General features: G+C 64.1%; 12 protein-coding genes. 7 read left to right on the top strand and 5 right to left on the bottom strand.

What is annotated here, in order from left to right:
• Positions 1-12: 12 nt before the first annotated feature.
• Both AD664_RS23725 and AD664_RS23730 read left to right on the top strand, forming a co-directional pair.
• Positions 13-4,455 carry an RHS repeat-associated core domain-containing protein gene (locus AD664_RS23725; protein WP_053150352.1) on the top strand — a complete coding sequence of 1,481 codons (4,443 nt, stop codon included), beginning with the start codon at positions 13-15 and terminating at the stop codon, positions 4,453-4,455.
• Between the two features lies 1 nt (position 4,456).
• A complete protein-coding gene (locus tag AD664_RS23730) occupies positions 4,457-4,735 on the top strand; it encodes a hypothetical protein (protein WP_053150355.1) in 279 nt (92 codons plus the stop codon).
• A gap of 102 nt (positions 4,736-4,837) precedes the next feature.
• Here AD664_RS23730 and AD664_RS23735 read toward each other — a convergent pair whose 3' ends face one another.
• The 3 genes from AD664_RS23735 to AD664_RS23745 all read right to left on the bottom strand — a co-directional run bounded on the left by AD664_RS23735 (position 4,838) and on the right by AD664_RS23745 (position 6,657).
• A complete protein-coding gene (locus tag AD664_RS23735) occupies positions 4,838-5,113 on the bottom strand; it encodes an HU family DNA-binding protein (protein WP_003177201.1) in 276 nt (91 codons plus the stop codon).
• Positions 5,114-5,304: 191 nt separating this feature from the next.
• Complete coding sequence (locus AD664_RS23740; RefSeq protein ID WP_053150358.1) at positions 5,305-6,453, bottom strand: NAD(P)/FAD-dependent oxidoreductase; 1,149 nt, start codon at positions 6,451-6,453, stop codon at positions 5,305-5,307.
• A 36-nt stretch (positions 6,454-6,489) separates the two neighbouring features.
• Entirely contained in the window at positions 6,490-6,657 is a 168-nt protein-coding gene (locus tag AD664_RS23745; protein ID WP_041476603.1) for a rubredoxin, read from the bottom strand.
• 187 nt (positions 6,658-6,844) lie between these two features.
• On the opposite strand from AD664_RS23745, the gene AD664_RS23750 reads away from it, so the two are divergent.
• Entirely contained in the window at positions 6,845-7,417 is a 573-nt protein-coding gene (locus AD664_RS23750; protein ID WP_157061595.1) for a chorismate lyase, read from the top strand.
• A complete protein-coding gene (gene ubiA / locus AD664_RS23755; RefSeq protein WP_053150361.1) occupies positions 7,417-8,307 on the top strand; it encodes a 4-hydroxybenzoate octaprenyltransferase in 891 nt (296 codons plus the stop codon). Before AD664_RS23750 ends, ubiA begins: the two co-directional genes overlap by 1 nt.
• A 165-nt stretch (positions 8,308-8,472) precedes the next feature.
• Here the strand turns inward: ubiA and AD664_RS23760 are convergent, their stop codons facing one another.
• Entirely contained in the window at positions 8,473-8,853 is a 381-nt protein-coding gene (locus AD664_RS23760) for a hypothetical protein (protein ID WP_053150364.1), read from the bottom strand.
• A gap of 152 nt (positions 8,854-9,005) precedes the next feature.
• On the opposite strand from AD664_RS23760, the gene phoB reads away from it, so the two are divergent.
• The 3 genes from phoB (at position 9,006) to AD664_RS23775 (ending at position 12,595) form a co-directional block, all read left to right on the top strand.
• Positions 9,006-9,695, top strand: a complete 690-nt coding sequence (gene phoB / locus AD664_RS23765) for a phosphate regulon transcriptional regulator PhoB (RefSeq protein ID WP_003177195.1) — start codon at positions 9,006-9,008, stop codon at positions 9,693-9,695.
• Between the two features lie 148 nt (positions 9,696-9,843).
• Complete coding sequence (gene phoR / locus AD664_RS23770) at positions 9,844-11,130, top strand: phosphate regulon sensor histidine kinase PhoR (RefSeq protein WP_256207148.1); 1,287 nt, start codon at positions 9,844-9,846, stop codon at positions 11,128-11,130.
• A 124-nt stretch (positions 11,131-11,254) separates the two neighbouring features.
• Positions 11,255-12,595, top strand: a complete 1,341-nt coding sequence (locus AD664_RS23775) for a hemolysin family protein (RefSeq protein WP_042731548.1) — start codon at positions 11,255-11,257, stop codon at positions 12,593-12,595.
• 172 nt (positions 12,596-12,767) lie between these two features.
• Here the strand turns inward: AD664_RS23775 and AD664_RS23780 are convergent, their stop codons facing one another.
• Positions 12,768-13,664 carry a M23 family metallopeptidase gene (locus AD664_RS23780; RefSeq protein ID WP_053150371.1) on the bottom strand — a complete coding sequence of 299 codons (897 nt, stop codon included), beginning with the start codon at positions 13,662-13,664 and terminating at the stop codon, positions 12,768-12,770.
• Positions 13,665-13,806: the final 142 nt, after the last annotated feature.

Below are 13,806 nucleotides of genomic sequence, written 5' to 3' on the forward strand. Positions count from 1 at the left end.
TGAGCGACAGGCATGTCTGACGCGCTCTGGGCCGCACGCCTGGGCGATGCGCTGAACCACACCTCGATGATGGCCGACATTCTCGGCGGCGTCCTGGAAGTGGCGGCCAACATCGCCATCACCGCCGTCGCCACCGCCGCCGTGGTAGCCGCCACCGGCATCACCGTGGCCACCGGTGGGCTCGGCTGCTTCCTGCTCGGTGCGGTGGTGGGCGCCGTGGTGGGCATCGCCATGAGCAAGACCGGGGCCGACAAAGGCTTGAGCAATTTATGCGAGGGCATCGGCAACGCCCTCTTTCCGCCCACTGTGCAGGCCAACATCCTCACCGGCTCCACCGACACCCTGACCAACAACATTCCAGCGGCCCGCGCCGCCGGGGCCATCGAGTCCCATGTCGCGCCCGCCGGCACCGAACTCGAGGAGCCGCAGCCCGAGCCCAGCTACCTGGACATGGCCGAGAGCTTCTTCTCGCAGATGTGGCGCCCCACCGTCGCCACGCCCGCGCCCGGCGCCGTGCCCAAGCCGCTGGACATGATCACCTGCCTGAAGCATCCGCCGATGCCGCCGCAGTTTTTGGCCGAAGGCTCGGACAAGGTCACCATCAACGGCCAACCCGCGGTGCGCAGCGGCGACCGCAGCACTTGCGAAGCGACCGTGGTGTCGTCCGGTTTGATTTCCCCTGACGTGACCATCGGCGGCGGTACCGTGGTGGTGCGCGAGATCCGCAGCGGCAAGACGCCGGGCGTGGGGCTGGCCGTGACCGCACTGCTGATGCTCAAGGGCGGCAAGGGCAAGTTTCTGAGCAATCTGCCTTGCATGTTGATTGGCGGCGCAGCATCGATGGCGGTCAGCAGCGCGATGGGCGCGGCGGCGAACGCGGCCATGGGTTCGTCGAACCCGGTGCATGCCGCCACCGGGGCCAAGGTGCTGGGGGATGTCGAGGAACTGGACTTCGTCCTGCCGGGCATCCTGCCGATCGACTGGCAGCGTTTCTACAACAGCCGCGACGAGCGCCGTGAAGGGCTGTTCGGCGCCGGTTGGAGCGTGGCCTACGAGGTGCGCGTCGAGATACTGCCCCATCCCGAGGGTGGCGAGACCCTGGTCTACACCGACGAACAGGGCCGGCGCATCGACATGGGTTCGATTCCCCTGGGCGGTGCGGTGTTCAGCCCGGGCGAAGGGCTCAACGTGCGCCGGCACGTCAACGGCGAACTGCTGATCGAAAGCGCGGACGGCCTGTACCGCCTGTTCACACCGACGCCGGGGAACGCGGTCTTGCTGCGCCTCAACCAGCTGGGCGATCGCAACGACAACCGCATCCACCTCGATTACGACGAGAGCGGGCGGTTGGTGCGCCTGCGCGACACCTTCGACCTGGTGCAGGCCGAACTGGCCTACGACGCGCGCTGGCCACGCCGGGTCAGCCGGATCGAGCGCCTCTACCCCGACCAGCGTCGCGACGTGCTGATGCACTACGACTACGACAGCCAGGGGGACCTGGCCCAAGTGCGCCAGTCCAACAGCCAGGTCAAGCGGCGCTACGCCTACGACCTCGGGCGGCGGATGGTGGAGCACCAGTTGCCCACCGGCCTGCGCTGCTTCTACGAATGGGCGCTGATCGAAGACCGGGAATGGCGCGTGGTCCGCCACTGGACCGACGCCGGCGACACCTACACCTTCACCTATGACCTGGCCGCCGGTGTCACGCGCATCACCGACGGCTTGAACCGCCGCAGTACCCGGCGCTGGGATGCCCGCTACCAGATCCTCGAAGCCACCGATGCCCTGGACCGCACCTGGACGTTCCAGTGGAACGATGAAAGCCAACTGCTGGGCGCGACCGACCCCAACGGGGGGCAGCATCAGTTCAGCTATGACGAAGCAGGCAATCTGTGCCAGACCCTCGACCCACTCGGACGCAGCGAGTCGACCCTGTGGCTCGAACACTGGGCCCTGCCCCTGGCGGAAACCGACGCGGCCGGCAATACCTGGCAGTACCGCTATGACGCGCGGGGCAACCGCATCCGTGAAACCGACCCGCTGGGCCACGTCACCCGCTATCGCCACGATGCCCACGGCCAGGTGGTGGATGTCATCGATGCCAGCGGCAAGCGCAAGACGATGCGCTGGACGGCCCTCGGACAACTCAGCGAACACACCGACTGCTCTGGCTACACCACCCGGCTGAGCTACGACGAACGCGGGCTGCTGGTCAGCAGCAGCGATGCGTTGGGCGAGCGCACGCGCTTCAGCTATGACGACCAAGGCCGGTTGCTGAGCAAGCAACTGCCGGACGGTCGCACCGAGCACTATCAGCGCGATGCCAGCGGCCAGTTGATCGGCTACAGCGATCCCGCCGGGCACACCACCCGTTTCCAGCACACCCCGAGCGGGCAACTGCGCCTGCGCACCGACGCCCATGGCCGGCGGATAGAACTGAGCTACGACAACTACGGGCGGTTGCTGGCCCTGACCAACGAGAATGGCGAAAGCTATCGGTTCGCCTGGGACGCCGGCGACCGCCTGAGTGCCCAGCACAGCCTGGACGGCAGCCTCAAGCGCTACGCCTATGACCCGCTGGACAACGTCACCCGTGTGGAAGCCATCGCCGCTCCCGGCAGCACCGACCTGGACCTGGCGCCACAAGCCCCCATCGTCCATGAGCTGGAACGCGACGCCGTGGGCCGGTTGGTTGCCAAGGTCACCGCCGACGGGCGCACCGAGTACCGCTATGACGACCTCGACCAAGTCAACGCCATCACCTTCACCAGCCTGACCGGAGAACAGCAGAGCATCGGCTTTGGTTATGACGCGCTTGGGCAACTGATCGCCGAACAGGGCTGGGCCGGCAGCCTGGAGCATCGTTATGACGAACTGGGCAACCTCACCCAGACGCAGCTCCCCGATGGCCGCTGGCTGAATCGCCTGCACTACGGCAGCGGGCACCTGCACCAGATCAACCTCGACGGCAGGGTCATCAGCGATTTCGAGCGCGACCGCCTGCACCGCGAAGTGCTGCGTACCCAGGGCCGTCTCAGCACCCGCAGCGAGTACGACCGCAGCGGGCGCCTACGGGCCCGGCAGCGCCGCCAGCAAGGCCTGTCGACGTTGCTGCCGCCGGCGGCGCAGTCGCTGTTTGCCTATGACGGCAGCGATCAACTGGTGGAGCGCTTCGACAACCAACCCGAAACGCCTCATCGCCAACTGCTGCATTACGACGCCACCGGCCGGATCCTCGCCAGCCAGGACAACCTCCAGGGCCAGCGCGAAGGCTTTGCCTACGATCCGGCCGCCAACCTGCTCGACGGGCTGATGGGCACGGGGCACGTCGCCCATAACCGCTTGCTGACCTATCAGGACAAGCGCTACCGCTACGACGGCTTCGGTCGCATGGTGGAAAAGCGCAGCAGCCGGCGCGGTGTGCAGCGGTTCGTATACGACGCCGAGCAGCGCCTGGTGCAGGTGCATAACGACAACGGCTCGGTCGTGAAAATGACCTACGACCCGCTGGGCCGGCGCATCGAAAAAACCGAGTACGACCGCCACGCGACGCTGCTGGGCCGCACCCGCTTCACCTGGGATGCGCTGCAACTGTTACAGGAGCACCGCAACAGCCAGACCAGCCTCTACATCTACGCCGACGACGGCCACGAGCCTTTGGCCAGGGTCGATGGCCTGGGCGAGCAGCAGAAAGTCCGTTACTACCACAACGACTTCAACGGCCAGCCCGAGCAACTGTCGGAAAGCGACGGCCATACGCTGTGGCGTGCCCGTTATCAGGTGTGGGGCAACACCGCCGAAGAGTTGCGCGAGCCGTATTACATCGAAGAGCAGAACCTGCGGTTCCAGGGCCAGTACCTGGACCGGGAAACCGGCCTGCACTACAACACCCTGCGCTTCTACGACCCGGACATCGGCCGCTTCACCACGCCGGACCCCATCGGCCTGGCCGGTGGCCTGAACCTCTACCAGTACGCGCCGAACCCGGTGAGCTGGATCGACCCGTTGGGGTTGATGAAATGCAGCACCCCGCCGAAGGGCCGCAAGGTCAACCGGACGGTGTATCGATTCGAAGAGCCGGGGCGGATCAGCACGACCTGGACAGCGCACAAGTGGAACGTGGCCGCCCGCCACCGGTACACCGCGCCGGGGCTGGGTGGGGTATACGGCGCCAACTCGCGCAAGACCGCCATGGGCGAGGTCAACCACTGGGGCGTGGACCTGTCCACGCGGGTGCTGGTGAGCAAGAAGGTCCAGCTCAACAACGTCCTCGACCTGACCCGGGCCGATGTCCGCAAGCAACTGGGCGTGTCCCTCAAGAGCATCACCGGCAACAAATACACCCAGACCCACCAGATTGGTGCGTGGGCCAAGGCCAATGGTTACGATGGGATCCTGGCGCCGTCGGCGCGAAACCCGACCGGCAGCAACTTGATCTCCTTTGACGGATTCTGACATGGGACTGGAAGACGAATACGTCGGCGATGCCGACTGGCAAACGTTCGTGCGCCTGTATGAAGAGGACTACCTCGACGACAACGCCCGCACACTGGCCAAGGCCATGGACGGTCACCTCGACATGGCTGTGGTGCTCTACGGCAAACGCGGCCTCAAGGAAGGCCTGTGGTGGCTGGAACAGGTCGTCCCGGCCCTGGACAACAAGCGCCCGGCCGATTGCCTCAAGACCCCGAAACTGATCAGGCGCCTGCGCATGGCACTGATGAGCATGCCGTAACCGGCGGGACAAATCGCGGGCTCAAAAAAAAAGGCACCCGATTCCCTTGGTGTGCCTTTTTCGTGGTTGCTTTATCCCCCCGGTCCGGAGAGCCCGTAGCAATTACGGATTAACGCTGTCCTTCAAGAACTTGCCCGGTTTGAAGGCAACGGTGTTGCTGGCCTTGATTTTCACTGGCTCACCCGTTTGTGGGTTTTTGCCGGTGCGGGCGCCGCGGTGGCGTTGCAGGAAGGTGCCGAAGCCCACCAGGGTGACGCTGTCCTTGCGATGCAGGGCGCCGGTGATTTCTTCGAGTACCGCGTTGAGGACGCGGTTGGCTTGTTCTTTGGTGAGGTCTGCTTTTTCCGCGATGGCGGCGGCGAGTTCTGGTTTACGCATGAATGAAGCCCCTTTGACGGTTTTTTTGTTGTTATGTCCGTGCTGCTCTCTGTGGAACAGCCCCTAAGGCGCCGCAGGCTCTACACTGCGGCAGACGGGAGTGAGAATGGCACGGGGCCGAGGACGACGCCAGTGTCCGAACGACCTTTGTGGGGTCAAAAGTAGGGTTTTTGCGACAGAACGACCAGTATTTACGCCAGCAAGCCCGGAAGCTCCTTGTTCAGCGCCAGTTTCTCCATCACCGCGGCGCCGGTCAGGGCGTAGCCCAGCAGGTTGCCCTGGGCGTCGCGACACAGCGCCTTGATGTCGGCGCCCTGCCCTTCGACGCTCCACACGCCTTCTCGGCCGCGAGGCGGTGGCGACACCACCAGCGGACACACCGGGGTTTTCACGGTGATCGGCATGGGGCCGTAGCTCACGGCGGTCGGGTTGCCCGCCAGGGTCTGGGCCAGGGCGCGGGCGCAGCTCATCAAGGGCATGACGTACAGCAGGTTCAGCCCATCCACCTCGGCACAGTCGCCCAGGGCGTAGATGTTGGCGTGGGAGGTCTTCAAATGGCGGTCGACCACCACGCCGCGATTGACCACCAGGCCGGCAGCCGCCGCCAGGTCGATGCGCGGGCGCAGGCCGATGGCCGACACCACCAGGTCGCAGGCAATCACCTGGCCATCGGACAGGTGCGCCTCAAGCCCGTCGGCGCCGCGTTGCAGGCGATTGAGCACGGGGCCCAGGTGGAACCGCGCCCCCAGGCTCTCCAGCCCGGCCTGAACCGCCGCAGCGGCCGCCGGATGCAACAGCGTCGGCATCACCTGTTCGCACGGGGCCACCAGTTGCACCTCATAGCCGCCCAGGATCAGGTCGTTGGCGAACTCGCAACCAATCAGCCCGGCGCCGAGCAGCAGCACCCGGCGCTTGCCGGCAGCGGCGGCCCGGAAGCGCGCGTAGTCTTCCAGGTCGTTGATGGGGAAGATCAGGTCCGAGGCGTCGCCCTGTACCGGCACACGCACGGTTTCGGCGCCCCAGGCCAGGATGAGGTCACGGTAGTTCACCGCTTCCTCGCCGATCCACAGCCGCTGGTGCCCCGGGTCGATGCCGCTGATGCGCGTATGGGTGCGGACCTCGGCCTTGAGCTGCTCGGCCATGGCCCCCGGCTCGGCCATGCTCAGGCCGTCGGCATCCTTGTTCTTGCCAAAGCCGGTGGAGAGCATCGGCTTGGAGTAGGAGCGACCGTCGTCGGCGGTAATCAACAGCAAGGGGGTTTCGCTATCGAGCTTGCGAAACTCCCGGGCCAGGTTGTAACCGGCCAGGCCAGTACCGACGATGACGACAGGTGCGCTCATGTTGCTCTCCATCCGGGGAAACGGTCAGGGGTTCGCTTAGTTGATTTCGATCATTTCGAAATCCATCTTGCCGACGCCGCAGTCCGGGCACAGCCAGTCTGCCGGTACGTCTTCCCAACGGGTCCCGGCGGCGATGCCGTCATCGGGCCAACCCTCGGCTTCGTTGTAGATCAGGCCGCAGACGATACATTGCCACTTCTTCATTCAGGTACTTCCTCAGGTGTCAGGCGTTTGCCGGTATTGGTCGGGTCGATGAAGACGCCGTTGCGGCTCAGGGCGTTTTGTACTGATCGGTCGCGCCAGATGCAAGCGTGATCGGTACGACGGCAGGTCCAACCCGTCAACATCGCCGACCGACATGGTAAGCTCGCGGCCTCATTTGCTGCCATTCATGACCTCTGTGCCGCCGACAAATTCGATATTTCCTACACTCCAATGGCTGCCCGGGCCCCTGCTGTCGCCCCGTCCCGATGCCTGTGTACTCGACTGGTTGTTCGACGAAGGTTCCCTGACCCGCCGCCTGACGAGCCTGTCGGACGATCACTTCAGCGTGACGCCGCTGTTCGAAGGCTGGCAACCGCTGCGCGACGATGAATGCGCGGCTCTGGACCTGGCGCAGGGCAGCGAGGGCTGGGTGCGCGAGGTGTACCTGCGCGGTCACGGCGAGCCGTGGGTATTTGCCCGCAGCGTGGCGGCGCGCAGTGCGTTGCAGGGCGACGGGTTGCACCTGGATGGCCTGGGCAGCCGCTCCCTGGGCGAACTGCTGTTTTGCGACCAGGCGTTCCAGCGCCGAGCCATCGAGGTTTGCCATTACCCCGAACAATGGTTGCCGGCCGATGTGCGCCGCCGTGAACTGTGGGGCCGCCGTTCGCGCTTCGACCGCGGCGCGCTGAGCGTGCTGGTGGCGGAAGTCTTCTTGCCACGCGTGTGGACGGTCGCCCGTGCCTATTCGGAGAATTGCTGATGTACCTGCAACTGCTCAAATCCCTGAACCGCCTGAACCCACGGGCCTGGGACTTCGTGCAACTGACCCGCATGGACAAGCCCATCGGCATCTACCTGCTGTTATGGCCAACACTGTGGGCGCTGTGGGTCGCCGGTGAAGGCTCGCCCTCCCTGGCCAATATCGTGATTTTCGTCCTCGGCGTGGTGCTGACCCGCGCCGGCGGTTGCGTGATCAACGACTGGGCCGACCGCAAGGTGGACGGCCACGTCAAGCGCACCGCGCAGCGCCCTTTGGCGAGTGGCAAGATCAGTTCGAAAGAGGCATTGGTGTTCTTCGCCGTGCTGATGGCCGTGAGTTTCCTGCTGGTGCTGTGCACCAACGCGCCGACCATCCTGCTGTCCCTGGGCGGGCTGGCCCTGGCGTGCACCTACCCGTTCATGAAGCGCTACACCTATTACCCGCAAGTGGTGCTGGGCGCGGCGTTCTCCTGGGGCATGCCGATGGCCTTCACCGCCGAAACCGGCCATCTGCCGGCAGCCGCTTGGCTGTTGTACATCGCCAACCTGCTGTGGACGGTGGCCTACGACACCTATTACGCGATGACCGACCGGGACGATGACTTGCGAATCGGCGTGAAATCCACGGCGATTCTCTTTGGCGACGCCGACCGGGCGATCATCCTGACCCTGCAAGGCCTGGCCCTGGGCTGCCTGCTGCTGGCCGGCTCGCAGTTCAAGCTCGGCGGCTGGTTCCACCTGGGCCTGGTCGCCGCTGCCGCGTGCTTTGCCTGGGAATTCTGGTACACCCGCGGCAAGGACCGGATGCGCTGCTTCCAGGCATTCCTGCACAACCATTGGGCCGGGATGGCGATTTTCGTGGGGATCGTGCTGGATTACGCGTTGCGCTGAGCAGCGCTTTTTGTGACAAGGGGATTTATCCCCGCTGGGTTGCGAAGCAGCCCTGAAACCTGACATCTCATAGTGTCAGGCAGACTGGGATCGCGGCCTTAGGGCTGCTTTCGCAGCCCAACGGGGATAAATCCCCTCGCCACATCGTCTCTTGGCAGACCCGAGTCAGTCAGGCTTGGCTATGTGCCAGACGCCGCCTTTCCCCTCACCGGCCTTGTCACCGGCCTTCTCGTCGCCTTTGTAGGTGTACAACGGATCGTCGTCGTATGCCCATTGCATCGAACCATCATCACGTTTCACTACGGTCCACTTGCCCATCGTCTTCGCATCGCTCCCAGCCATCAGCGGTGGCCAGTTTTCCGCACATTGACCGTTGCAGTTGGACTTGCCGTCTGCGTCCTTGTCGTAGGTGTAGAGAGTCATGCCCTTATGGTCGGTAAACATGCCGTCCTTCTCCATGGCGGGATCGGCAGCCATGGCCAATCCAGGCAGGGCCGCGGCGGCAGCCAGCAGCAGGGCTTTGAAAGAAACAGTCATCGGAGTCATGGAAACCTTCTTTTGTGGTTGTCAGGATTCGGACTGAAAAGCTTAGTCCAGGATCCCCCGCGCTGCCGGTCAATGAAATTGTTGTCACACGACTGCAATAATTCCGTTATCTAATGCGGCGCAAGACAGTTAAATGACAAGAGGATTACCCCATGGTTGGCAGGAGCATTCTGATCGTCGACGACGAGGCGCCCATCCGCGAGATGATTGCCGTTGCGTTGGAGATGGCCGGCTATGACTGCATGGAAGCAGAGAACTCTCAACAGGCCCACGCCATCATCGTCGACCGCAAGCCCGACCTGATCCTGCTGGACTGGATGCTGCCCGGCACGTCCGGCATCGAACTGGCACGCCGGCTCAAGCGCGACGAGCTGACCGGGGATATCCCTATCATCATGCTCACCGCCAAGGGCGAAGAGGACAACAAGATCCAGGGCCTGGAAGTCGGTGCCGACGACTACATCACCAAGCCGTTTTCCCCGCGCGAGCTGGTGGCGCGCCTCAAGGCCGTGCTGCGCCGTGCCGGGCCGACCGATGGCGAGGCGCCGATCGAAGTCGGCGGCCTGCTGCTGGACCCGATCAGCCACCGCGTGACCATCGACGGTAAACCCGCCGAGATGGGCCCGACCGAATACCGCCTGCTGCAATTCTTCATGACCCACCAGGAACGCGCCTACACCCGTGGGCAACTGCTGGACCAGGTCTGGGGCGGCAATGTCTACGTCGAGGAACGCACCGTGGATGTGCACATCCGACGCCTGCGCAAGGCCCTCGGCGATGCCTATGAAAATCTGGTACAAACCGTGCGAGGCACCGGTTATCGTTTTTCGACAAAGGCATGAGAAAAGCAGCTGCGAGCTTTGAGCTACAAGCTGCAAGTAAAAGCCATTATCGACCCGCTTCAAACTTGCAGCTTGAAGCTTGCAGCTTTCAGCTGCTTCGAAAGGAAGCCCCGTGAATCAAAACTGGCATGGCACCCTGATTCGCCACATGTTGTTGCTGGTGACCGGCAGCCTGGTCGTCGGCCTGATCACCGGCTACTACGGCTGGAGCCTGGCTGCGGGCCTGGGGCTGTACCTGGCCTGGACCCTCAAGCAACTGCTGCGCCTGCACGAATGGCTGCGCCTGCACCAACCCGACGAAGCCCCGCCCGACGGCTATGGCCTGTGGGGCGAAGTGTTCGACAGCATCTACCACCTGCAACGGCGCGACCAGCGCGTGCGCGGGCGCCTGCAAGCGGTGATCGACCGGGTCCAGGAGTCCACCGCGGCCCTCAAGGACGCCGTGATCATGCTCGACAGCGAAGGCAACCTGGAATGGTGGAACCGCGCCGCCGAGACCCTGCTGGGCCTCAAGACGCCCCAGGACAGCGGCCAGCCGGTGACCAACCTGGTGCGCCATCCGCGCTTCAAGGAATACTTCGAGCAGGACAACTACGCCGAACCGCTGGAAATCCCCTCGCCCACCAACGACCGGCTGCGGATCCAGCTGTACATCACGCGCTACGGCAACAACGAGCACCTGATGCTGGTGCGGGACGTGACCCGCATCCACCAGTTGGAACAGATGCGCAAAGACTTCATCGCCAACGTGTCCCACGAACTGCGCACGCCGTTGACGGTGATCTGCGGCTACCTGGAAACCCTGCTCGACAACGTCGAGGAGGTGAACCCGCGCTGGACCCGAGCCTTGCAGCAGATGCACCAGCAAAGCGGGCGCATGCAGACCCTGCTCAACGACTTGCTGTTGCTGGCGAAGCTGGAGGCCACCGACTATCCGTCGGACAACCAGCCGGTGCCCATCGACGACCTGCTGCAGACCATTGCCGAGGACGCACAGGAACTGTCCGGCCCCAAGCAACAGACCATCACCCTGGAAGCCGACCCGGGCGTGCAGCTCAAGGGCAGCGAGGCGGAACTGCGCAGCGCGTTTTCCAATCTGGTGTTCAACGCGGTCAAGTACACGCCCGAGCAAGGCCGGATCCACGTGCGCTGGTGGGGCGACGAGCAAGGCGCGCACCTGAGCGTGCGGGACTCGGGGATCGGCATCGACAGCAAGCACCTGCCGCGCCTGACCGAACGCTTCTACCGCGTCGACTCCAGCCGCAACTCCAACACCGGGGGCACCGGCCTGGGCCTGGCGATCGTCAAGCACGTGCTGCTGCGTCATCGCGGGCGCATGGAAATCAGCAGCGTGCCCGGCCATGGCAGCACGTTCACCTGCCATTTCCCCCCGGCACAAGTGGTTCGCGCACGCCTCGCCAGCCCGGCCGATTGATACCGGCCGGCATTGCCCCCTAGGCAACAGCCGAGTCAGCCGCTACATTGGCTGACTTGTGCCTGCCTTTTCAGGCACTGATTTCCTACTTTTACGGCTAATACGGAACCTGCAAAACTCCATCATGGACCCTTCCCCTGGCTTGTCCCTCGTTACACTCTTCGCCGAATTCGGCATGATTCTTTTCGCTCTGATCCTGGTTTTGCTCAACGGCTTTTTCGTTGCAGCCGAATTCGCCATGGTCAAGCTACGCTCGACCCGGGTCGAGGCAATCGCCGAGCAGAACGGCTGGCGCGGGCATATCCTGCGGACCGTCCACAGCCAGCTCGACGCCTACCTGTCGGCCTGCCAACTGGGCATCACCCTCGCCTCGCTGGGCCTGGGCTGGGTCGGTGAGCCGGCGTTCGCCCACATCCTCGAACCGCTGCTGGGCGCGGTGGGCGTGCAGTCACCGGAAGTGATCAAGGCCGTGTCGTTCTTCACTGCCTTCTTCATCATTTCCTACCTGCACATCGTGGTCGGTGAGCTGGCGCCCAAGTCCTGGGCGATCCGCAAGCCCGAGCTGCTGTCGCTGTGGACCGCCGTGCCGCTGTACCTGTTCTACTGGGCCATGTACCCGGCGATCTACCTGCTCAACGCCAGCGCCAACGCCATCCTGCGCATCGCTGGCCAGGGCGAGCCCGGGCCCCATCACGAGCATCACTACAGCCGTGAAGAACTGAAGCTGATCCTGCACTCCAGCCGCGGCCAGGACCCCAGCGACCAGGGCATGCGCGTCCTGGCGTCGGCCGTGGAAATGGGCGAGCTGGAAGTGGTGGACTGGGCCAACTCCCGGGAAGACCTGGTCACGCTGGAGTTCAACGCGCCGCTCAAGGAAATCCTGGCGATGTTCCGTCGCCACAAGTTCAGCCGTTACCCGGTGTACGACAGCGAGCGCCAGGAGTTCGTCGGCCTGCTGCACATCAAGGACCTGCTGCTGGAGCTGGCGGCCCTGGATCACATTCCCGAGTCGTTCAACCTGGCCGAGCTGACCCGGCCCCTGGAGCGCGTATCGCGGCACATGCCGCTGTCGCAATTGCTGGAGCAGTTCCGCAAGGGCGGCTCGCACTTCGCCGTGGTGGAGGAAGCCGACGGCAACATCATCGGCTACCTGACCATGGAAGACGTGCTGGAAGTGCTGGTCGGCGATATCCAGGACGAACACCGCAAGGCCGAGCGCGGCATCCTGGCGTATCAGCCAGGCAAGCTGCTGGTGCGCGGCGACACGCCGTTGTTCAAGGTCGAGCGCCTGCTGGGGATCGACCTGGACCACATCGAGGCCGAAACCCTCGCCGGGCTGGTCTATGAAACCTTAAAGCGCGTGCCGGAAGAGGAAGAAGTGCTGGAAGTCGAAGGCCTGCGGATCATCATCAAGAAGATGAAAGGGCCGAAGATCATCCTGGCGAAGGTGTTGATGCTCGATTGAGTGTCAACCTCCTCCATGTCTAGACCGTTGTGATGATCACCTGTGGCGAGGGAGCTTGCTCCCGCTGGGTCGCGAAGCGGCCCTAAAGCGACGACTGCTTCGCCCGAGGCGTCGGACCGACCGAGCGGGAGCAAGCTCCCTCGCCACAAAAGCTCCTTCGCGAGTGCAGGGGCTATTGCTTGCCCAACGCAAAGTTGGGCAGCTCTCCCACCGGCTGATTGAACTGGTACGGAATCGACACCAGCCCCAGCCCGGTATTGCGCTGCACCACGAAATGCAGGTGCGGGCCGGAGCTGTTGCCGGTATTGCCGGACAACGCCAAAGGCGAGCCCACCGCCACCCGCTGCCCTTCGCGCACGCTCACCGAGCCTTTCTGAAGGTGCAGGTAAACCCCCATGGTCCCATCGTCGTGCAGTACCCGCACGAAGTTGCCCGAGGGATCGTCGCCACGGCCTGTCTGCTCATTCTCGGTCTTGATCACCACCCCGCCCCGCGCCGCGATGATCGGCGTGCCTTCGGGCATGGCGATGTCCATGGCGTAGCGGTTCTTCGGCCCGTAGTGGCTGTACTGGCCGTTGGCGCCCTGGCTCAGCCGAAACGGCCCACCCCGCCACGGCAACGGGTAGCGATAGGCCTGTGCCGCGCCTGCCGGGTCGCCCAGGGAGTATTCGAACCTTGGGGTATACACCAGCGGTCGGCCGGGTTGGGTGGCCGTGAGCAGCGCCAGGCGCAGGTTGCTGCGCGCCGGCAGCACCCTGCGGATCGGCCGGCTCGGCGCCCCGCTCACATTGCTCAGCCCGGCAAAACTCAACTCGATCTCCACCGGGGCGTACAGGTCATTGCGCACGAACACCGCATCCGTCCCCTTCTGCTTCTTGATATCGAGAAACACCTGTCGCTCCAGGTGTTCGACCATGCGGTCGCGAAACACGAACACCTGGGCGCCCTTGCTCGGACGATCACTGTAGGACACCACACCATTGGCATCCGTGGATTTGTAGATGGTCATGGCCATGGCCGAGGTGGAGGCCAGGACCAGACCGCAGGCGAACAAAGGGGGCGCGAGCATGGGCAAAGGTTCTGTCGAAAGATGAAGGCCTGCACAGCAGCCTAGCAGCTGGGATGGACCAGCGTAGTCGACGGATGTTTCAAAATTGGATCAGCGATCGGTGTTGGATCTAATGGCCCCATCGCGAGCAAGCTCGCTCCCA

This window comes from Pseudomonas sp. P97.38 (genome assembly GCF_001269745.1).
Taxonomy (GTDB): domain Bacteria; phylum Pseudomonadota; class Gammaproteobacteria; order Pseudomonadales; family Pseudomonadaceae; genus Aquipseudomonas; species Aquipseudomonas chlororaphis_E.